Source organism: Veillonella sp. 20925_1_51, assembly GCF_041431445.1.
Lineage (GTDB): Bacteria > Bacillota > Negativicutes > Veillonellales > Veillonellaceae > Veillonella > Veillonella nakazawae.
Window position 1 is genome coordinate 12,149 of the sequence record NZ_JAPVXT010000011.1, and the last position, 24,600, is coordinate 36,748.

A 24,600-nucleotide genomic window follows, 5' to 3' on the forward strand; every position below is an offset into this window, starting at 1 on the left:
GTTTATATTATGTTAACAATCTATAGAAACATCCATGTTATCTTCACATTTATAAATATAAACTTTTTAAATCGAATTATATAGATAATATAGTATTTATCGTGTTTTTGATGCATTTCCACAAATAAATAGATAAACAAGCTCAATCGTTTTATTAACTTAGTTTATATTTATTTATAAAAACAGCCTCCTTATACGATAAGGAGGCTATTAGATCTCTATTAGATTTCATAAAATGATAGCTATACAATCAATACCAAAAAGTATAAAAAATAACGCCATCCAAAAGGATGGCGTTATTTGTATAAGGATTGTGTGCCCTAGTCGGGGTTCCAGGGTATTAGTTGTTAATCGCAGCGCGCAAGTCTACTTTTTTAGTTTCTTGGTTAGCTGGGCGATTAATCGCTTCGCGAAGATCTACAGTGTGTTCATCTTGAACAGTAGGTTCTTCACTTGCTTTGTTTTTAACTGTTTGTTTAGCTGCGAACCAGATTGTTTCGTTCATGTAGTGACGAAGTTCTTCGTTAGAAACGTTTTCTTGGTCTTTAGCCATTACATCCAAAATAGCATCTTCCAATGCTTGTGCTTCGTCGTCAGTCATAGGACCGCCAACTTCTTTTTGTTTTTGGATGATTTCGTTGATTTGATCTACCATGCCACGCAATACATTGTAACCATAGCTATTAGTGAAGCCATCTTTTTCATTGTATTTAGGCATTTCGAAATATTCATATTCGTTTTTGTTGCGGTTTTCACCATTCCAGTTCAAGAACACTTCTTGACCATGTACACGACCGATGGAATGTGTACGGAAGTAGTCAGCATAGTTGTGTTTGTCATAGGAATGTAACCAGATTTTTTCAGCTTTAGTCATTTGCTCATGTTTGTCGTATTTCACTTTAGCTTTTGCGATGTTGATTTCCGCATTTTGCCAAGCTTTCACATAGTCATGAACTGCAGACACTGTTTGTGGGCTAGCCACAGGAACCAATACAACATTGCCTAATGCTGGAGCAGATACTGGATTACGTAAAATTAAATTATCGTCATATGTTGGAGCAGATTGTGCACCTACAACGCCTGTAGAAATAACAAGAGCCGCTGCACAAGCAAGTAATGTAGATTTTTTCATTCTATATTCCTCTTTTCTATCGTTAGATTATGGTGAAAGTATCTTTCACACCTATTTTACATTCATATCTGAAAGCACTGCTTTCACAAATTATATGGGAAGGCACGCGCTACACAAGGTAGCGCATACCAGCCATCATATAGTTAGTTTGTGTACTCACAAATGATTACATACCAAGTTTTGCCATCATTGCAGCAATTTGAGCTTTCATTTGTTCGTTTTCAGCTTTCAAATCAGATACTTCTGTTTTTAATCCAGCGTTTTGTGCTTTAACGGACGCCATTTCTTGTTGCATTGCATAAGCAGAGCTGATAGGGCCTTTGCGGTAACGATCTGCTACAGCAGCTTCGCTATCACGGTTGCCAACTTTCCAAGTTACACCAGCGTTCGCCATCATGTGACGGGAACCACCAGCCCAGGATACGCCAGCATGCATCAATGTGGACTCGTTTTTGTAGTGAGCAACGCCCATTGCAATTGCGGAGTTACCACGGTAGTTACCATAACCAGCCATGATTTGAGTTGGTTCCAATGGATCGTATTGGATAGGTTTCAACGCTGCAAGAGCTGCGCCTTGTGCACCTACACGACCGATTTCTTCACCCAATTGATCAACGCGTGGGTCATGACCGCCGCCTTGTACGGAAAGATCATAAACTGGAGCGCCTTCAGCATCAGTAGTTTTATTGATTGCTACAGTGTTATCGTTGGATGTAACTTTAGTCAATTGACCTACAGTTGCAACGTCGGATTTGTCTGTACCATTCTTAACATTAGTGATTTTGCTACCACCCATGTTGAGGTTACCACCAGTGATGGAAACTTCGTTAGGACCGAAGTTCATTGTAGCACCACCATTGTTAGTGATGGAAGTAATACCTTTAAGGTCGCTATTCAACGCATATGTTACTTGGTGATCGTATTTTGCATCGCTATTGATAGCATCGTGACGGATGGACAAGTTGTTACCAGCTACGAATTTAGTACCTTTTTCTACAGAATTAGTAGTTGCTACAGTTTTAGCGTCTTCTACTTTACCAGTACCTTCTTTGTTTACATCAAGGTTGAATGCTTTACCTTGGATATTAGTAGTATCAACTTTGAAGTTAACTTTACCATTAGCACCTGTAGTAATAGCTACAGAATTGTCATCGGATGTGAAGTCAAAACCGTTAGCCAATGTAGTTTTCTTAGCTGTTTGACTACCAGCATCAGCAGATGTGGAAGCTTTGTAAGAAATTTCAGCGTTGTTTTCGATATCGCCTTTAGTTACAGCAACTTCATAAGTTTCACCTTTATCTCCTGCAACATTACCAGATGCAGTGCTTACAGTTGCTAAGTTATCAGCTCCTGCTTTTTTAACTACTTTTTCTGTAGATAATGCAGCATTGATTTTTACAACTGGTTTACCAGCTGCATCAGTATCTGGTGTTAATGTAACATTGTCGCCAGCTATATAGTTATTGGTATTGATGCCATCAATAACAACATCTTTACCAGTTACTGGGTTACCGCCTTTATCAACAGTATTTAATGTAACTTTACCATTTTGTGCAGTGTAAGTACCCTCTTTGATACGCATATCTGTATCTGTCTCGCCTACAGGCAAGCCAGACAAGTCGATAACTGCTGTTTTACCAGCTACAGGATTACCATTGCCATCTACATATGTCATAGTTACTTTTTTGTTACCATCTACAGTGTATGTAGTGTCTTTGATATGCATTTCATCATCAAGAGTTGCTACTTTATGAGTATCAGTAGAGCCAGGAGTTGTATAAGTGATACGATCGCCAGCTTTCTTAATGGAGATATTATCGTTAGCATCACCAAGTTTAACTTCTTTAGTTGTTACGCTGTCCAAACCTTTAAGGTCTTTGTTCAACTTAACTGTTAATTTATCAGCACCATCAGCTACTACAGCGATGTTACCAGTTGCAGATTGGAAGCTATTAGCTTGTGCTTCTGTAACGCCTTCACCTTCAACTTTAACTAAGGAACCAAGTTTTTGTTTGTTTTCAGTGGATGTATTATTACCAGTGAAGCGTAAGCCATCATCCATAGTTGCTACTTCACGTACAATGTTCTTACCATCAGCACCTTGAATAGGGTTACCATTAGCATCTTTTGGAACATATACGATACGTTCAGCTTTATCAGTATCACCATTATGAGCAGGATCGCGGTTTACAAGAACTTGTTCACCTTTAGCAGATGTGATAGAGATATCTGCACCATCACGGCCGTTGATACCATCTTTACCATCTTGGCCTTTAGGACCAGTCATACCGATAGAACCATCTTTACCGTTAAGAACAACGGAAGAACCATCTTTACCAGTAGCGCCTACAGAACCATCTTTACCATTTGCACCATCTTTACCGGCTGTAATGTTATCGGACAAGGAGAATTCTACAGTAGCATTACCGTTAGCAGCGTCATTAGTTTGTTTTACTACTAAGTTTTTACCAGCTTGGAATTCCACAGTTTTATTATCAGCAATATTTTGAGCAGCTGCATCATGATTATCGCCAATAGCACCACCATCTGTAGTATTTGCAGAGGATTTAATATTCCAAGAGGAAGCAGCTGTACCACCAGTATTCAAGTCAGAGAAGTCAATAACAGCTTTCGGACCATTTACAGCCTTACCATTACCATCGTTGAAAGTCAACTCAACTTGTTTTGTTGTCGCATTATATTTGTATGCTTGTGTTGCAGCACCAGGATTTGTATTGCCAGATGCAGTACCACCAACAACTTCTGTAGAACCAGTCACCACAGATGTAGGAGCAATATGCAATTCGGAAGCCTTCAATGCATCTGCAGTAGATTTAAGATCTCTTACGTTAACTGCAGCGAATGGATTATCAGTAGCAGCATTATTAAGGTTAGTTAAGAATGTATTGCCAGTGGATGTACCAGTTTTATCGATAGCAGAACCAACGTTGTTTACGATGGAGTTGCCACCAATTGTATTACCAGCTGCATCTTGGATGGATACGATAACGTCACTTGCAGGAACATCATTACCAGGAGCACCATCAACGTTAGTTGTGAATGTACCATCTGGGCGTTTAACTACTTTAGTGCCATCAGCTTTAGTGTAAACTGCTGGAGTTACAGCATTTACAGTGTAAGTTTTTTGACCTGTTGTAGCATTAGACGCTTCAGATACAGTTACATTGTCACCAGCTTTAACGATTGTGCCAAGACCAGTGATTACGTTCTTACCTGCATTATCAATGTTGGAAAGATCTTGTTTAGCAATGCCAGTGATTTTAGCTTCAGTGTTAGCTACTGGGTCACCATTGCCATCAACGTAAGTCATTGTTACGCTACCATCGTTTTGTACAGCATAGCTACCTGGTTTGATGTGTTTTTCATCATCAAGAGTTGCTACTTTATGAACTTTAGTGTCACCGTCTTTAGTGTATGTAATACGGTCACCGTCGTTCTTAATTGTTGTAACTTTACCAGTTGGATCTTGTAAGCCGATTTCTTTTGTAGTTACTTTTTCAGTAGTTACGCTTGTAAGATCTTTAAGGTCTTTATCAAGAGCAAATGCAACAGATGCATTACCGTTACCATCGTTAGTTTGGTTTACAGTCAAGTTTTTACCTGCTTGCATTGTTACTGTTTTAGTATCAGCAATGTTTTGTGCTGCACCAGAACCTGCTGCAACAGTACCTTCAGTAGCAGACACTTTGTCAGAGGCAATGTTCCAAGTAGATTTAGCTACTGTACCAGTAGTTGCTACTTTCAAGTCGTAAGTAGTTTTATCACCAGCTGTTGTAGGTGTTACTGTTACAGAACCATCAGAGGATTTAACTTCTGTACGGGAGTTTTTCAATTGGTCATAGTTAACTGCATCAGAACCAGCTGTAGCAGGACCTAAGTTAGTGATTTTATTGCTACCTAAGTCTAAGTTGCCACCAGTGATATTAATGGAGTTACCACCGAATTCCATTTTTGGACCAGCAGCTGTATTGGAAATAGAGTTGATACCAGTTAAGTCTTTAGCCAATTTCACATCAATTGTAGTGTCATCACCTGTTTGTGCAATGATTGTTTTGATGTTTGTACCGCTGTATTCAGTATTAGCTTTAGTACCTTCACCTTTTACAGTTACTTTGGAACCAAGTTTATTAGTTTTTTCACCGCCATCGTTAGCGTCGAATTTCAAACCTTTACCGATGATTGCATCAGATGTATTTTTAAGGTCTTTTACGTTAACTGCTGCGTTTGGAGTATCATTAGCTGCAGTGTCAAGTTTGTTCAAGAATGTATTGCCAGTGGATGTACCAGTTTTGTCGATAGCAGAACCAACGTTGTTTACGATGGAGTTGCCACCAATTGTGTTACCAGCTGCATCTTGGATGGATACGATAACGTCACTTGCAGGAACATCATTACCAGGAGCACCATCAACGTTAGTTGTGAATGTACCATCTGGGCGTTTAACTACTTTAGTGCCATCAGCTTTAGTGTAAACTGCTGGAGTTACAGCATTTACAGTGTAAGTTTTTTGACCTGTTGTAGCATCAGATGCTTCTGATACAGTTACATTGTCACCAGCTTTAACGATTGTACCAAGACCAGTGATTACGTTCTTACCTGCATCTGTGATGTTGGAAAGATCTTGTTTAGCAATACCAGTAATTTTAGCTTCATCGTTAGCTACTGGGTCACCATTGCCATCAACGTAAGTCATTGTTACGCTACCATCGTTTTGTACAGCATAGCTACCTGGTTTGATGTGTTTTTCATCATCAAGAGTTGCTACTTTATGAACTTTAGTGTCACCGTCTTTAGTGTATGTAATACGGTCACCGTCGTTCTTAATTGTTGTAACTTTACCAGTTGGATCTTGTAAGCCGATTTCTTTTGTAGTTACTTTTTCAGTAGTTACGCTTGTAAGATCTTTAAGATCTTTATTCAATGCGTATTCAACCTTAGCACCATCAGTATCACTAGTTTGTTTTACTGTTAAGTTTTTACCAGCAACCATTTCTACTGTATTAGTATCAGCAATGTTTTTAGCTGCTGCTTCATGGCCAGTTGCTTCAGCACCACCGTTAGCAGTATCTGCAGAGGATTTAATGTTCCAAGAGGATTTTGCTACAGTACCTGTGCTAGCAACATCAACAGTATAGATAGTTTTAGTACCGCCATCTGCTGTTGTTTCTGTACTTGTTGTTACTGTCGCAGCATTTTTACCTTTTACTTCAACTGTGTTATTCAACAATTTTTTCGCATCTGTAGATAAATCAACAGTTACGTCAGAGCCATTTGCACTTGTGGAGATGTATTTGCCATTATCGGCGCCAATTACACCAAAGCTTAAACCATTAGCTTTGTTCAATGCTTGACCATCTGTAGCACCAGCATTACCAGTTAATTTAACAGTATTATTGAATTTTTGGTCTACATCGTACAATTGGCTACCATTTACAGCATCTGTAGATGTGCTGCTAATAGTACCAGGAGCTACGTTAGTAATTTTTTGATTACCCGCATCGATACCATTTTTTGTAACAGATGGGCCACCACTAATTGTAAGACCATCATTATTAACTTTAGTATCACCAACAGTCAAGGAACCAGCATTAGTAAGAGCTACATTGTCCTTCAAGTTGAATTTAACAACGCCATCGTTACCGATTTCTGCTGTTGTATTTGTACCATTAGTAAAGTCTAAACCTTTATCTAATTTAACAGTTTTATCACCAGAGCCATTAGCTTTGTAAGTCAATGGGATTTGTTTAGCTGCTTTATCACCATCGAATGTTACTGCATAAGTAGTATTATGGTTAGCTGCATCGTCAGTAGGTGTTACAGTAATAGGATTATCAGTGTTACCACCATTATTTACTGTCACTGCTTCACGAGCTGCATCTTTAACAGCATTTTTAGAAACGGATACTTCGTATTGAGCACCAGGATCATTTACATTTTTACCGCCTGCAACAGAAACATCAGCAATATTAGTATCGCCAGTTGCAGCTGCTTTTTTAACTACACTTTCAGTAGAAGCTGTGCCACCAGCAGTTGCACTTACAGTGTAAACATCTTCACCATTAGCACCTAAAGTTTTGTTAACACTTACATTTGTACCAGCTTCTACAACAGTTTTAGCTGTTTTCAATTGTTTATAGTTAACAGCATCAGTATCATTAGTACCAGGAGCTAAGTTAGTAATTTTGTTGCTACCTAAGTCTAAGTTGCCACCAGTTACATTAATGGAGTTGCCACCAATTGTCATTGTTGGGCCACCTGCTGTATTAGCAATAGATGTAATACCTGTCAAATCGCCAGCTACATTTACTTTGTATGGATTAGCAGTTGTACCCGCACCAGTCACTGTTGTATTTGTACCATCAGTTACTTTTGTTAAGTTTGCACTTACTGTGTAAGTTTTTTGACCTGTAGTTCCATCAGTTGTATCAGTAACAGTTACGTTGTCACCAGCTTCAACTTTAGAACCTAGACCAGTGATTACTTTTTTACCTGCATTAGTGATGTTGGAAAGATCATCTTTCGCAATACCAGAGATAACAGCTGTATCAGCTACGTCAGCATTGTTACCATCAACATAGTTCAATGTAACTGTGCCATTACCATCAACAGCGTAGTTACCAGGTTTAACATGACGTTCTTTAGCTGCTACTGCATTCAATTGGTCAACATTAACAGCATCAGTGCCATCAGTACCTTGAGCTACTTTAGTAATTTTATTACCATCTACGCTCAAGTTACCGCCGGAGATAGTTGTGCCACCAGCATTATTCAATGTGATTTTGGAAGCACCATTTTGAATGCTTTGAATATCTTTAAGAGTGGAGCTCAAGGAATATGTGAATTGTTTACCAGCTTGGTCTAATACAATGTTTTTACCAGCGCTGAAAGTAACAGTGTCGCCAGGGCTCACTTTTTCGGAAGTAGTACCGTTTGTAGTACCACCATTATTTAAGGAAGTAACATTCCAACCAGAGTTGTTGATTGCTTGAGTTACATTATCAGTTGTAGCAATACCATTTGTAGTAGGAGCTACAGCTTTACCAGCTGCATTAGCAGTAATATTGTCGCCTACTTTAGCTGTTACTGTAATACCAGTAGCATCAGCAGATGTGGAAATAAGCTTTGTATCACCTTTAACATTCAATGTACCATCTTTCAACAATACATCGCTATTACCAGTGTCACCAGCATATTTCAAGTTAACGTTTTTCAATTGAGCTACGTTAACAGCATCAGTGTCTGCAGTACCTGCTGCAAGACCTGTAATTTGACGAGTTGCAGTTAAACCATTACCTACGGATACAGCAGCTAATGTAGACGTACCAATTGCACCAGCTTGAGCGCTATATTTGTTTGTACGATCAGATGCTGGATTGTAACCTTGTACACCTGCTGCAGTAGTTGTTACGGATTGATAGCCAAGAGCTACGCCACCTTCAATATTAGCCGTTGTATCACGGCCAATTGCAGCCGCATTTTCAACACTTGCATTAGCTGCCCAACCAAGTGCACTAGCACCTTCTTTAGTCGCTTTAGCGCCACGACCAACAGCTGTTGCACCTGCAGCTGCATCAGCACCAGTACCAGCACTTGCACCAGGACCAACTGCAGTAGCACCTAAACCATTAGCAATCGCTTGTGTACCGTATGCAGCACTGGAGTTACCTAGAGCTTGTGCAGTACTACCGATAGCTGTAGAGTTATTACCGATTACTTTAGTTTGTGTACCAATAGCCACGTCATTATTACCCTTAGCATATGATAATTGACCCATAGCAAGTACACCACTACCATCAAGTGCTTGTGCGCCAGAACCAATCGCGATAGCAGCCGCTGGTTCAGGACGACCATTTTTCATAGTCACTTTACCACGTGCAATAGTTTGTGTTTGAACACCATTATCATCTGTATTAGTAGAACCAATTGCAATAGATTGACCTGTACCAGCTATAACGTTGGAACCCATTGCCACACTATCTTGACCTTCTGTAGTGTTGTTATAACCAATCGCAATGTTACGATCATCTTTTGCTTGAGAATCTACACCAATTGCGATGGCTGTACCACCAAGACGACCTGTAGGAGTAGTAGAAGCAGAACCAGCTACTAGATTATTACCAACAGCAACAGAGTTAGCACCTACTGTATTTGCAGTGTTATTAGAGCCATCAAGTTTTTTATCTGCCCACAAGTTAACAGCATTACCACTATTATTAGCACCCGCTTGTACAGGTGTACCCATTTGTGCAGCAACACCTACCATAGCCAAACCAGCTAATACGCTAGCAAGAACTTTTTTCTTACCACCATTGTTTTTAGCAACTTCAGATACTACTACGTAGCACTCTTTAGATTTGCTCCAAACTACTTTAAAGATTTTATTCATATTTCTATGAACCCCTTTCTTAAACTAGACACAATTACAATCCTTATATAATACGTTTAATAAATTGAAAGCTATTTCTTACACACATTTTTGTTATCTGAGTAACTTTCATTTATTTTTCATTTTGTGTCATAAGTAGAATAACAGATATCGAATTATTTGTAAATAGTTATCTTCATGTTCTCATCATAATTTTTTCGGAAGTTGTTCAGATATTTATAAAAATTTAAATTTATATCGATTTATTATACATTTTTGATGTATTTTTTAATGCTTTACGCTTAATTAATCAAATATATTCGATGTATAGATTAAAATATGGGAATATTTATTACCATAATTAATAAACAACCCGTTTATCCGTTTATCCTTATCTACTTCTTTCGATATTTTAATCTTATATTCATATTCAGGAATATAAAAATAAGCCATAAGCGCTACAGTAAAATAGCGCTTATGGCTTGTTATCTGTACATCTAGCACAGTATATCATATATGAATATAAAATGAATGTATCTTCAGTTACATTTTAGTAGTGTAAATCAGTTTATTCTTGTCCATACATAAGTATACAGATACATTAGTATCTTATTCTACCCACACTGTATTATGACGCCTTACAAGATTTAACATCTTATCCCTTACCGTTGCCGTTTCTTCTAAACGATGCTTACCACCATACCAGGCCATCGGAGCTCCTGCCAAGCGGAAGGTAATCTTACCGTACGCACCACCAGAGCTATGTTCCGGTTTGTTGTACCCCATATCCACTGATACACGCGGCGTAAGTTGCAATTCAGATCCAAGGCGGAAACCATTTTTATCCGCTTGCCGTTCTTGGTTCCAATGATACCCTTCTACATACACTCTAGCCCAGCGAGCATTCTTAAAGGTCTTACCATATTCCACAGTATATCCGTTAGATACTCGTTCTAAGGTGTGAAGATTTACATCGAGCACACGCTCATCTGAGGCTGCGCCATACCAATTGAAGCGAAACTCGCTTTCACCAGACATATATTCAAGACCTGCACTAAGGCGATCATGGTGACGCAAGAAGCGGTGATCATAAAAGAGATGCGCCCCATAAAGGCGACGGTCATCCTTACTAATACGGCGATAGCCTACACCCATATTGAGGGTTGTACCAATATCTGACGCTCGAGATATGCGTTGTTGCGTAAACCATACATCGCGCGAAGTAGTATCATAATGGCCTAAGGGTTGTACCGTTTCTATCGAATAGAGTGGTTTCCATCCTTCTTGAAACTGAAAGCTCAAGGTAGTACGTCGCATCCACGGTTTCCCTTTAGATCCATACATAGCATTAGATACATTAGACATGGCCACCGCATTGATAGCGCGGTTCACCGCATCAACATTGCTGTACTGCACAGTCTTAGTATCTTGACGATCCATGATGAGTGGTCCGCTTTCACCAATCACATGGTCTGGCGTTGAAGCTGGCGTAATATGAAACCCATCAGAGGCTGCTTTAAGACGAGTGTCATGACTATCTGTATGTACAGACACTACACCCTTATCATTATGTAATTGTTGTTTTTCTGCCTCCGCAGAGCCTACACAACACACCAAGACTCCTAAGGCAATACATACAATACGTTTCATTACTCTCTACACATAATTCTCATGAACTTAAAATGAAATATGTATAAGTGTAACGAATTATAGTTACCATTGTCAAGGATGTGAACAGACTACTATATAGGATACAAGTAGATTACATATAATGTATATATATAATAAAATAATATAGAAACATATTCTAGATAGTGAAGGTATCAAGTATACTGTATCTACAAAAAGACAATCACAAACCCTTTATTAATTACGATTCTCAATGTTTATAAATGTTCTACACTCCCCTATAAATATTTTTACAATAGTACATAAAACTTTCTTTAAATATGCATATATGGTGTATTTTTACCACATATTATACAAAATATTCATTTACAATATGAATATTTCGTATTATTATGAACCTGTAAGTGATATGAAAGTTTTGTGAAGTCCTAATATGCAAAGGAGTGTATTGCGATGAGTAAGAAACATTTTGTATTAACAGGTATTGTGTTTTCTGCATTATCTATAGGGATTGTATCGGCGGCGCCTGTAGCACCTGTAAACATTGTAGAAGACAACGGCAACGTAGGGGCTGTAGGAACCACGTTCACTAATGATGGCAATATTACGCTCGGTAGAGGTGCCGGTGCCACTACTAGTAACCACCAAGTAATAGCCAGTCCAAATGCAAACGGCAACAATGTAGCCATCGGTGGCTTCGCCGGTAACCAATCTAAAGGGGGCGGCAATATTACCTTAGGTGGTAAAAGCTTCCAAAATGGCACGGGTGATTTAAATGTCATTGCCGGTGCAATGGCAGCAAACAATGCAAAACTATCGACGTCCATTATCATGGGTACCCAATCTGGGGAAAAATCGGAAGGGGAAAAAAATGTATGGCTCGGTCATTACCAAGGGACCAACAGTAAGGCTACCAATTCCGTTCTAATCGGTTCTGGCTCCTCTGTAAAGGGGAACTTCACCCTCGGCATTGGTCACTACACCAATATTAATGCCAATAAGGGGCTCGCTATTGGTTCTTATAACACCTTAACTAGTAACGCCACCGAATCCGGTGTGTTCGGTCAAGGCAAGTACGGCAAGAGTGCTATCGACGCGAGCGGTTCCTATAGTATTGGTAACTACAACCATATTTCTGGTAACAACACCTTCGTTATGGGCAACAATGTCACAACATCCTTAGAAAATGCAGTAATCCTAGGCAATGACTCTACAGATGGAGACGTTGTGGGCACATCTAGCTATACCTTTAACAATGGTAAGACTGTAAATTATGCAGGCACTACGCCTATCTCTACTGTATCGGTAGGCGCTAAAGACAAGGAACGAACTATTACAAACGTAGCAGCTGGTCGCGTTAGCGCTACATCTACAGATGCTATCAATGGCTCCCAATTATATGGAGCTCATCAAATGATCGATTATGTAGAAAATGAATCCAATAAAGGCGATGCTCGTGCTGCAGCCTTAGCAGCTTTACACCCTATGGCATACGACCCAGACAATCGCGTTCAATATATGGCAGGCTATGGCCACTACAAGAACGCCAATGCCCTCGCCCTCGGTGTTGGATATTACCACAGAGATAATCTATTATTGACTACAGGCGTTACATTGAATAGCCATATCATGGCAAACGTAGGTGTTACATACAAGCCTGGCAAATCTCAAGTAGCGAGCCACAGTCAAAACCTTGAATCTCGTGTACAAGCTTTAGAAACACAAAACAAAGAACTTCAAGAAACTGTACATCAACTCATGGTTAAATTAAACAAATAATATAATCCAGCCATGACACAGTATGTAAACCAAATTATGTAACGCAAACTATATTGTTCCAAACTACAGTTTTACACTACAAAATCTAATTACAATCCTAATTACACACAAAAACTAAGAACTGCACCTTATATTCTAATTGTTTATAAGGTGCAGTTCTTCTTTATATGCTATACTATGTTCAACATTATGTACTAAAGAAATCATCATAGGGGTAGTATATGAGCCAGAAAGACAGAGAACAAATAACGGATTTAAAAGAGACTACAATCATAGCAAACAATCCAGATATATCTGAGGAATTACAAATCAATATAAATGAGGTAAAGGATTCATATGATTCCTTCCTCTATGTATCCAAACCATTTTCTAGTACGAATATTAACAATTTACAAGCTAAAGCTAAGCTATATGGTCTTAATCCTGCGCCCCTCAAGGGTGCCCGCATTCTTGAGTTAGGTGCATCCTGTGGGGGCAATCTCATCCCACAAGCACTGTACTATCCAGAAGCAACTTTCACAGGCATCGACCTATCAGGTGTACAGGTACAACATGGCAATGAGATTATTAAATCCATAGGCCTCACCAATGTGACCTTATTAGAAAAGGATATTCTCGATATTGATGAAAGCTTTGGCACCTTTGATTACATCATCGTTCACGGCATTTGGTCCTGGGTACCCGATGTAGTTAAGGATAAAATACTAAGTATTTGCAATAAAAATTTATCTGATAATGGGATCGCCTATGTCTCCTATAACACTTACCCAGGATGGAAACGCTTAGAGCAATTGCGGGATATTATGTTGTATTCAGAAAAACGGGCGAAGGATCAAAATCTATTAGAGCGTACATTATATACAAAAAATGTATTAAAAATGGTAGCAGATACTATGAACAGCGATGAACGGTCTCGTACGCAATCGAATTATAAAATCAATAATATCCATCGTGTACTGAACTCTAGCGATTATTATGTGGCCCATGAATATTTAGAAACCTTTAATGATCCTGTATACGTATCTGACTTCATAGAGCGCGCACAGCAGCAAGGATGTGCCTATATTGGTGATGAAGTACCACAACGGTCCTTTATCTCATGGCTTTCAGAGGATGTGGCAGATAATATTAGAGCCTTATCTAATGGCAACTATATCGATAAAGAGCAGTTCTATGACTATGTGTATGATACACAGTTCCGCATGAGTCTCTTAACTAAACAAGCCAATGAGTCTGTTATCAATCATGATGAAACGGTAACGATGGATATCTTAAATAGTCTATATTATGTGGCTAATTCGGCCAACGAAAAAGGTGTTCCATCGGACTGGACCAATACCATCTACATTGCCATCAAAGAGATAATGGATACCGCTAAACAATTCATGGTACAAGATATTGTAAATCATATCAACAGATCCTATCCTGGTTATATCATCGATAATAACCAACTGTATCAGCGCCTATTGTTCCTTATCATCTTAGGTAATCTTAATATTTATGGCGAATCCTATCCTCTCACTCCATTTGTTGAACATGAAAGCTATATACCTGATTCTTTCATCAACTATTTAAAAACACTCGTCGAAGATGGTGGCACCCAATATACAGCTCTTGGCAATATGTATAATCAAATCGATGAAAGCATCGATAATGGTCTACTATATGTTGCTACATTGCTATCGAAACCTACCTCACGAGAAACCTTATTACAGACTATGGATAACGATAACCTAACTGTACAGCGTACAACTAAAGACGGCTATACATATAAAGTACCTACAGAACAATACCTAGAGGAATCTCTACTTCGTTTAGAATACCTTGGGTACTTTAGAAAATAAAAAATACATATATAAAACCCACTTACTACTTTTTAAGACAGTAAGTGGGTTCTTTCACTATAATCAATAATTTACTTAAAGATTTCTTCTAATACGTTTAGGCTTTGTTGGCATGACTTTATACCTCGAATTTTCCTTGTAAATAGTCGATAGCCAACCTTTTTTTATTACTTCTCAAATCAAAATCAGCTAACGAATTAACTATAGTAGATAATGTTTGATCTTTCGTAGTGATATAAATTTGTTCTGGTGCAAATAAATTAATATTAAAAAGCTCTAAATTATGGGATGTAACAATCAATTGACCACAAGTATTAGAGTTAGAGTTGATAATATGATTGAAGAGCAAAATAAGAGATTTAGTGCTGATTGATGCATCTAGCTCATCAATTAATACCGTTATACCATTATGAACTTGAAGAAGCGATGTAAGTATTGCCATAATACGCTTTATCCCTTTTGATTCATAAGCTAATGGTAGTTTTATAGGACCTTGTTCTCCTAAATCACGCACAATATACACATCATATGTAACAGCCTCTTCCTCTGCTGTAGTTCTTTTTTCTAATTCAATTGAAGAAATTGTTCCATCCAATTGAGCTAAAATTTCTAATGTTAAATCCTTATTATCCTCAATTAAAATTCTCTGTTCTTCATTAATAGTTATATTAAATCGTTTAACATCAGGATTAATGAAAGGATCAGTAATAATACTGATAGATTTTATAGTATCTATAAAATCAATATAAATATCGCTAATAAAATCTTTTATCTTTGAAAGAATAGTTGCAGTTGATTTGCGAGAATAAATTTCTGTAACAGCATCCTCCAAGACATCACTGGATAAGATATTATCTTCAAATTTATATATAATTTTATTATTCTGTTCTAACTTTTCAGATAATACGGTCTGGTTTTTATCAATAACTAGAGAGTATTGATATAAGTTTTCTTGTTTGGATTCTACTGTTATATTATATTGAATATAATTTGACAATATATTAAATAATCGATTATTAGAAAAAATCTTTTCATCTTTAATAATATCAATCAAAAATTCTATAGCATGCAATAAATTAGTTTTACCGACTGCATTATTACCAAATATAATAGTAGATTTAGCAGGTCGTGATTCACTTGTCAATATATAATTATCTTCATATTTAGTGCCTTTAATTCTTTGCCCACTGAAAGCACAAAATGTTAACTCTTGTCTTTTTTGTATCGATGCAAAGCCAGCAACAGAAAAATCAATTAACATAGTATTTGCCTCCTTTTTCTAATTATAACACCTAAGATAATCAAAAAAAAGGTTTATCTTTAAACTAAAATTAATACAAAAGAACCCTCTTATTAGGAAACATACTAGATTTATCCTACATTCAAAATGATGATAGGATGACCTCAAGTTTCCTTAAGAGGGTTCTTTTGCATTGTATTTAAGAAGGTTAGTATATTATATTCAGACCAGGTCTAAATATAATAAGATAGGCCATATACTTATGTTATACAGGGGGAAGTATAGCATCCGTAAGGATTGTAATTGCATGATAAAAGGGGAAGTTGCATATGGATGCTACGTATATGTATAGATAGATACGTTGTATATATGTAAGGGGTAATATATGTGAAGGAAATATATATCTATACAGACATACAGCTATATGGCCATAATTACAGTATATAATTTACATTCGAAAAATTATGTGTCAACGCACATACTTTATTATTTGTAATGGATAGGCATGCACAAGGTCTCATGACCTTATGCATGATTGCCTATATTTTAGAATTTGTGCGTGAAACCAGCGTTTACGCCCCAGTCTGCTTGGAGGTCACCAGACAAACCTGTGGCAACATCAGCAAATACGCTATTGTTGCTATTGAAGCCATAACGACCACCGAAGGCAAGTTCAGTCCAAGTGCCTTTAAGGTCTTGCTCTGTTAGTTTCACAGCTGTGCCACTAGAGAATGCAGTTTTTACATTGCCTGTGAAAGTATGACCTGCAGCAAATCGTGTATAGATATTGCCATTGCCGAATTGTTTACCCAATTCAAGACCAAGCTTACCAGAAGTGCTATTCACACCAGATTGGTTAACAGATACATTATCTACATTGAAGTTACGACCACCGAAGTGTGTAAAGTTCAATTGTGCTTGTGGTTCTACATAGAAACCATTAGCATATTTTAATGTTTTGCCGTAGCGAACACCGATGCTGTATGCATTAGACTTTGTATCGCCAGACATGGCTTGACCAATTTCATTACGCGCTGTGAAGTCATTAGATACACGACCTACTTGCGTTTCTATATGTACATATTGATCCTTACCAAGGTCTTTCAAACCATAGGCACCAACGGAGAAGGATTTAACCTTACCAGAACCATCGAACACATAGTCTTCAGAACCGCGAAGGTAGGATACTTGACCACCTACAGTCCAACCACGGCTGATTTTAGCATCATAACCGCCTTGGATGCGTGTATAATCTGTAGCTGTGTCGATACCGCTGCCAGAGTAGCTGTATTTACCGCCACCGATGCGAGCCCAAATACCAGTTGGTTCACCTTGTTGCAATACACGAGGACGGTACATATCGTCAGCTACTGTACGCCATGCATTGAAATTACCTACTACAGCGGAACGAATACCACGCATATGAGGTGTATCGTACGCACCACGAATAACAGGATTAGGATTTACTGGTTTAGGTGCTAGTGTTACAGGTGTAACTGGTTTTGGATCTGGAGTTACTGGTGTAACTGGCTTTGGAGCTGGAGTTACTGGTGTAACTGGCTTAGGATCCGGAGTTACTGGTGTAACTGGCTTTGGATCCGGAGTTACTGGTGTAACTGGTTTAGGGTCCGGAGTCACAGGTGTAACTGGTTTTGGATCTGGAGTTACTGGTGTAACTGGCTTAGGATTTGGAGTTACTGGTGTAACTGGCTTAGGATTTGGAGTTACTGGTGTAACTGGCTTAGGATCTGGAGTTACTGGTGTAACTGGTTTTGGTTCTGGCACCACATAGGAGCCTTGACCATTACCGTCTTTCCAAGTAATATCACCTTCTTTTTTATCTGTAGTCAACGCTTTTTTGTAGCTAGACACGATGCCTTTAGAAGCGATGGATACAGTACCAGAAAGGTTTCTTTCACCTTTTACATAGTTTTCATAATAGAACTTGTGGGCCAAGTTATCTAAAATCTTGTTTACATTGCTTTCAGAAGAAGTATCAAGATTATCACCTGTTACATAACCATGCACGCCAGAGCCAGCTGCAGCAGATTTCACGATGAAGTTACCGCCCTCGATATCAGCCGCATCAAGACCAGTTTTTTGAGAAGCTGGTTTACCGAAATTTAGACCAGTACTTGCGCTCATATCATAAATAACATTGATATGACCATCTAGCTTGTTAACATGAATGTCGCTACGAGAATCTTGGGAAATACGACTGAAACCTTCACGTGTACGAGTGCCTGTGAGGGTATTAATGCTACTACGAGCCTCTTTACCATCGATCATGAACGGCTCTAAGCCACCCATATTATCATGGCTCCACATACCTCCATCAAAGGTCATATTGATCTCGCCACCTTTATCCTCTAAAGTATTCACTGCTTTACCAGAGAATTGGTTAGGACTATTATGAGCACGACCTAGACCGATATTGATAACGGATGGTTGCTGTTGTTGGTATGGAGGCATTGTTTTATCAGTTACGAGCACATCACCTTGCATGTTCAACACTTTATGTTTTACAGTACCTTCATCATCAACACCGATGTTAATTTTACTATTATAAGCAAAAGCTAATGGATATGGAGACGTCCATGGCGCAGTAGTCACGTCCATAACACCGCCATCTACTTGGATAGAACTATTATCTAGCATGCCTGTAATGAAAGCTGGTTGACGATAGCGTTTAGGTAATTTATCTGCATTAGGAGTATCCAAGGAACCAATTGTAACTTGACCACCATTAGACGCTACTACACCATTCACAGTCGCACTCCCAGTACTTTTAAATTTACTATCTGCAGTAGTTGCAAAAATGCGTCCCTCAGAATTAAGACCTGCTGCAGCCCATGTACTAGGCATAGCCATCGTAGATGACAATAAAGTCATCATAACAGCAGATAATAAAAATTTATTTCTTGCTCTCATCCTCTTACACCTCAACTATAAATACAATTACAATCACATTTGTGAAAGTTCCTTCATAAAAGAATATATATCCGTAGGTTGATTTATTAGTCTAAATAGACAGAAAATATAGATATATACTCACTTTATTAAGAACTCACATTCAACACTTTTAAAATATGTTTAAAATATTACACTATTTTTTGTGAATTGTAAATGAATTTCTCAAATTTTATTTAAAATAATTTAAAATATTAATAGATGAGTTATAAAACTAGAGTATAAAAATAAAAAGACAGTGACTAAATCACTGCCTTTTATTGGTAAAAACTATATGTATTTATCCGTATTTGACGATATATGATATAACCCCTATAATATAAACAGATAGCCAAGCGAGTGGTTCCGTCGGGCTCATCTCAAAACTATAGTTAATTGATGAAATGGCCTTTCAGTTACCTAATTATCCAAGGATAACGAAGGGCTATTTGTCTTTTCCAAGACAAATAAGAGCCACAAGTGCACCAAAGGCAATGACAACAGTCATTGCCTCTAGAATTATCATGATCAACTCATAATCACTCATAGACAACCCTCCCTTCATTAAACGAAGAGAGGCCCAACCTCGCCTGACTATCCTAAGTCAATTATATGGCGAACATATAAGCGAATCAATAAGAATCTATTTATAGAAATATATGAAATTATATAAGTAAAAGGAGCTGTAACAAAACAGCCCTCTTAGTTAATAAGCTATATATAGTATTTATCTGTATTTGACGATATATGATATAAACCCTATAATATAAACAGATAGCCAAGCGAGTAGAACCGTCGGGCTCATCTCAAGGATTAATTACGTGATGAAATGGCCTTTCAGTTATCCAGTTACTGGTAACGAAGGGCTATTTGTCTTTTCCAAGACAAATAAGCGCCACAAGTGCTCCAAAGGCAATGATTACGGTCATTACCTCTAGGATTATCATGATTAACTCATAATCACTCATAGACACCCCTCCCTTCACTAACGAAGAGAGGCCCAACCTCGATTGACTATCCTAAGTCAATTATATGGCGAACATATAGACGAATCAATAAGAATCTATTTATAGAAATATACGAAATATATTATAAAGACCCCATGTATTAGATTGTTAAATCTAATGCATGGGGCTCTTTTATTCTATGAGTACTATATATTTATATAGTACTTATGACCATATACTGTATAGTATTTACTACCATATACTGTATAGTATTTACTACCATATACATTTATATAGTAACTATTATATTAGAATTTATGTGTAAATCCTGCATTTACAGACCAGCCAGCTTTATAGTCACCGGATAGACCTGTGCTAATATCAGCGAAGATACTATTGTTTGCATTGAAGCCATAGCGGCCACCGAATGCTAGATCTGTCCAAGTACCTTTAATGTCTTCGGATGTGTATTTAGTAGTAGCGCCACTTGTGTACGCAGTTTTCACTGTACCAGAGAAGGCATGGTTCACGCCAACGCGAGTATAGATATTACCTGCGCCGAATGTTTTACCAATTTCAAGACCAATACCACCTGCTGTGCTGCTCACACCAGATTGCTCTACGTGCATGCTGCCTGCATTGAAGCTATCCCCACCAAAGTGTGTGTAGCTCAATTGTGCTTGTGGTTCAATGTACGTGCCATTTTGGAATTTCACAGTTTTACCGTAGCGTGCGCCAATTGTGAAAGCATTTGCTTTAGTTTCACCAGAAAGGCTTTCACCAATCTCATTACGAGCTGTGAAGTCGTTAGATGCACGACCTACTTGAGACTCGATGTGGATGTATTGGTTGTTGCCAAGATTTTTCAAGCCGTACGCACCAACAGCAAAGGCTTTTTCTTTACCAGTACCGTTAAATACGTAATCATCGTTGCCACGAAGGTAGGAAACTTGACCACCTACAGTCCAGCCGCTACCTGTTTTAGCATCGTAACCGCCTTGAATGCGTGTATATGTTGTATCTGTATCGATACCTTTTGCGGTATAGCTATACTTACCGCCCCCAACGCGAGCCCAAATACCTGTTGGTTCGCCTTGTTGCAATACGCGTGGACGATACATATAATCTGTCAATGTTCTCCAACCATTGATATTGCTCATGATGGCAGAACGAGCGCCGCGCATATGAGGAGTATCAAAATCACTTAACACAACATGAATATGACCATTGTTCTCAGGCTTAGGAGCTGGAACTGGTTTAACCTCTGGCTTCGGAGTTGGTTGAGGTGTTGGTTTTACCTCTGGCTTAACCTCAGGTTTTGGAGTAGGTTTTACTTCTGGTTTAGGAGTCGGTTTAACTTCCGGCTTAGGCGCTGGAGCTGGAACCGGCTTAACCTCAGGTTTTGGAGCCGGAGCTGGTTTATTTTCACCATATACGTATTTACCTTGACCATCTTTATCTGCTTGCCATGTAATATCGCCTTCTTTAGCATACCCTTCAGTCAACACCTTAAAACGTGCAGATTCAGCACCATTAGAAGCAATACCTACTGTACCTTGAAGGTTTCTTTCACCATTTACATAGTTATGATAGTAAATCTTGTGAGCCAAATTATCTAAAATTTTATTTACATTATCCTCAGAAGATACATCAAGCCCTTTTTGACTAGAGAATACATGGGCGTACGCATTAGGTACCGCACTTGTAATATGAATATCTCCCCCCCAGAAAGACTCTGGAGTCAAACCATTATAGATTTTTGTTGGTGTTGTATTTGCTGGATCTTCTGGAGAGTCATACTCATCATTTATATCGTAAAAGAAGTTTACATGACCTTCTAACTTATCGATATGAATTTCATTGTACTCATGTTGAATTACTGCATTCATATAGTTACGATTCTTGGAGCCTACAAGTTTATGTACATGGCTAGGTTGCGTACTACCACTTAAATTTCCTTCATGTAAACCAGCTTGGTAGAAATGATCCCAATAACCATAATCGCCAAGAAATACATTAATATGGCTTGGATGTTTAGCATCTTTATCTGCTAAATTAAATGCTAAACCGTCCCATAGTGACAATTTACCATCAATACCAATATTAATCTCAGACGCATGATTTGGATCACTTTTAACAATAACATCACCTACTAAAGATAAGTCCTTGCCGATAAAATTGCCTGTATTACCGTCTACACCAATATTAACAGTACCACCTTGAGCTACTGCAATAGGAGTGCTCATAGTATGAACATCATAAACGCCTTCCTTAAGAGTAACAGTACTGCCACCTTTACTGCTAATAAAAGGCTTATTATCATGACCAATATTAGCCACGGCTCTATCAATAGTAACTGTACTACCAGTATCTGCCTCAATCGTAGATACCTTGTTTGTCATTGCACCAGCCGTAAACTTCCCACCGTTATTTGCAGTAATATGTGCACCAGTAGGTGAAGTAACTAATGTACTCCCCGCCATTGCATACTGACCTACAGAACTAGCAATCGTCAGGGCAATTGCCAAAGATAAGTTCGTTTTACTCACACGTTTCATAAGAACCCTCTCTCTACATACTATAAACTATTATTAAATAATTTAATTATAATTTATAAATATATATTTTGTAAATACGAGGAAAATTTGTCACATAAAACGGCGCACCAATACAAAAGAGCAGTAACTACAGTTACTGCTAACGTATATGTATATATATTTTTGTATATTTCTATATATAGATTCTTATTGATTCGTCTATATGTTCGCCATATAATGGATTTAGGATATTCAAGCGAGGTTGGGCCTCTCTTCGTTAATGAAGGGAGGGTTGTCTATGAGTGATTATGAGTTGATCATGATAATTCTAGAGGCAATGACGGTTGTCATTGCCTTTGGTGCACTTGTGGCGCTTATTTGTCTTGGAAAAGACAAATAGCCCTTCGTTATCCCTAGATAATTAGGTAACTGAAAGGCCATTTCATCAATTATTTATTCTCTTGAGATGAGCCCGACGGATCTACTCGCTTGGCTATCTGTTTATATTATAGGGTTAATCTTATATATCGTCAAATACGGATAAACGATACTATAGTACACTTATGAATACCAAAAGGCAGCGATCATCTCGCTGCCTTTATTATTCCTATTATTTACGTGCCACACGCATAGCGGCCATCATACCTGGAGATTTCCAGACGGATTGGCCATTGTCTGAAACGAGTTTGTTGTTATAGTAGAATACATCTGCATTGTAATAATTACTATCGCTAGATGTCACCTTATAGCTAAGACCAGATGTCGTATATACGGTAAAATTAAGTACATCCCCTACTCTCTTTACAGAGTCTTGGTCTACATACCAGCTATTGCCGTTATAGGTCGTAGCATATACATCGGTACGAGCTTCAACGCCTTGTGTATTAATACCGATCAACACGAGTAGAGCCGCTAACATATATAAGAATTTACTCATTAGAATTACCTCCGTTTTATCGTTGGAATACTTGCTTATTATATCAAAAAACGGTGAGATTCGCATTAAAATGACCCCTTCTTCTCCATCCACGATTGACTACTTTCAATGTACAACGTAATGCGATTCATAATAGGTTTTTCTATGAAAGCTAACCGCATATAGTCTACCACCATGCCAACTATGAAAATGAGTGCCACCACAAGGATCGCATATAGTGGTAATAAAGCAGAATCGTAATACTGATAGGTACCGAATATATTGTCCCACATATGAAGGAACAGCTTATTATAGTGCAGTAAGTAAATCCCGAAGGTCGTAGAGGCAATCGTATTGATCCACGGATGATAGGTGATCTTGGCTTTCAAGAAAGTAATAAATAAACCTATACCAAGTAGTAGCTGGAAGAAGCCATACTCATTTTGGGTAAAATAGAAAATCATATCTGTCCTACGAGCTTCCCAAATTTGTGTAGCTTGAAGCTGCTAGAAACCATGAAGTATCCCGTTATCATAACGAAGGCTACTACACCAGCCTTGCCGCCAAGCCCAAAGACTTGGAGAAATACCTTATTAAACGTTAACTCTGGCGTAAAGGGAAATGTTCCGTGCACACTGAAATGGTGCATAATAATCAGCACCATCGAAACAATGCGCAATAACTCAATATTGCTTTCTCTCATGCGCTCAACCTCTCATTCTATAAACCTCAAATATCTCTCAAAACTATAAAATTGGATACTACCAAACTCTGATAACAAGATGATAAAGCCCAATACCTATATAATAGAGAAGTTATATGCATCTTCATCTATTACTCCATTTATGATAATTTCAATAACTATATTAGAACTGAATATAATATATAGCAGATACATACCCCATAAAATACAAGATATATATGAGAATGTTGTGACATAATTTACGCATATATATATATATATTCATGCCCAAAAGAATATAAGTATACGAAAAGAATCTAGGCAAACTAACAGAATCTGGGCATATAAAAAGACAGTTGATTCTCATCAACTGTCCTTTTAGTTTGTAAATTAGAATTGATATGTAAGGTCTACATGATAAGACAAATAGCCCTTCGTTATCCTAGGATCGCTATTAAATTCAAGTCACATCTTAGGCTTTAAATATAACACCATTATGCTCTAGTTGTTCCACTGTTTTTTTACCAATGCCCGGTAGCATCAATACTTCTTGTTTAGT

10 protein-coding genes are annotated in these 24,600 nt (G+C 38.0%); 2 read left to right on the forward strand and 8 right to left on the reverse strand.

The window, feature by feature from the left end:
• Positions 1-340: 340 nt before the first annotated feature.
• From O3607_RS09250 to O3607_RS09260, 3 genes are all read right to left on the reverse strand, one after another.
• Positions 341-1,132 (reverse strand): hypothetical protein, encoded by a 792-nt coding sequence (locus O3607_RS09250; protein ID WP_285365510.1) that lies wholly within the window; start codon positions 1,130-1,132, stop codon positions 341-343.
• 166 nt (positions 1,133-1,298) lie between these two features.
• Positions 1,299-9,539, reverse strand: coding sequence for an ESPR-type extended signal peptide-containing protein (locus O3607_RS09255; RefSeq protein ID WP_371443759.1), 8,241 nt, complete (start codon positions 9,537-9,539; stop codon positions 1,299-1,301).
• Between the two features lie 588 nt (positions 9,540-10,127).
• Positions 10,128-11,168 carry an inverse autotransporter beta domain-containing protein gene (locus O3607_RS09260; RefSeq protein ID WP_371443760.1) on the reverse strand — a complete coding sequence of 347 codons (1,041 nt, stop codon included), beginning with the start codon at positions 11,166-11,168 and terminating at the stop codon, positions 10,128-10,130.
• A 432-nt stretch (positions 11,169-11,600) separates the two neighbouring features.
• Here O3607_RS09260 and O3607_RS09265 point away from each other — a divergent pair, with 432 nt between their 5' ends.
• Positions 11,601-12,926 (forward strand): YadA-like family protein, encoded by a 1,326-nt coding sequence (locus tag O3607_RS09265; protein WP_371443761.1) that lies wholly within the window; start codon positions 11,601-11,603, stop codon positions 12,924-12,926.
• Between the two features lie 221 nt (positions 12,927-13,147).
• The gene (locus O3607_RS09270; protein ID WP_371443762.1) at positions 13,148-14,770 is read left to right on the forward strand and encodes a methyltransferase regulatory domain-containing protein; all 1,623 of its coding nucleotides are present in this window, start codon (positions 13,148-13,150) and stop codon (positions 14,768-14,770) included.
• Positions 14,771-14,888: 118 nt separating this feature from the next.
• Here O3607_RS09270 and O3607_RS09275 read toward each other — a convergent pair whose 3' ends face one another.
• The 5 genes from O3607_RS09275 to O3607_RS09295 all read right to left on the reverse strand — a co-directional run bounded on the left by O3607_RS09275 (position 14,889) and on the right by O3607_RS09295 (position 24,062).
• Positions 14,889-16,031 carry an ATP/GTP-binding protein gene (locus O3607_RS09275; RefSeq protein ID WP_371443763.1) on the reverse strand — a complete coding sequence of 381 codons (1,143 nt, stop codon included), beginning with the start codon at positions 16,029-16,031 and terminating at the stop codon, positions 14,889-14,891.
• Positions 16,032-16,556: 525 nt separating this feature from the next.
• A complete protein-coding gene (locus O3607_RS09280) occupies positions 16,557-18,941 on the reverse strand; it encodes an autotransporter domain-containing protein (protein ID WP_371443764.1) in 2,385 nt (794 codons plus the stop codon).
• Between the two features lie 1,273 nt (positions 18,942-20,214).
• Positions 20,215-22,464, reverse strand: coding sequence for an autotransporter domain-containing protein (locus O3607_RS09285; protein WP_371443765.1), 2,250 nt, complete (start codon positions 22,462-22,464; stop codon positions 20,215-20,217).
• 589 nt (positions 22,465-23,053) lie between these two features.
• Positions 23,054-23,380: a Tat pathway signal protein gene (locus tag O3607_RS09290; RefSeq protein ID WP_105094838.1), complete on the reverse strand. Its 327-nt coding sequence runs from the start codon at positions 23,378-23,380 to the stop codon at positions 23,054-23,056.
• Between the two features lie 439 nt (positions 23,381-23,819).
• On the reverse strand, positions 23,820-24,062 hold the full coding sequence (locus O3607_RS09295; protein WP_278605093.1) for an acyltransferase family protein: 243 nt from the start codon (positions 24,060-24,062) through the stop codon (positions 23,820-23,822).
• Between the last annotated feature and the right edge of the window lie 538 nt (positions 24,063-24,600).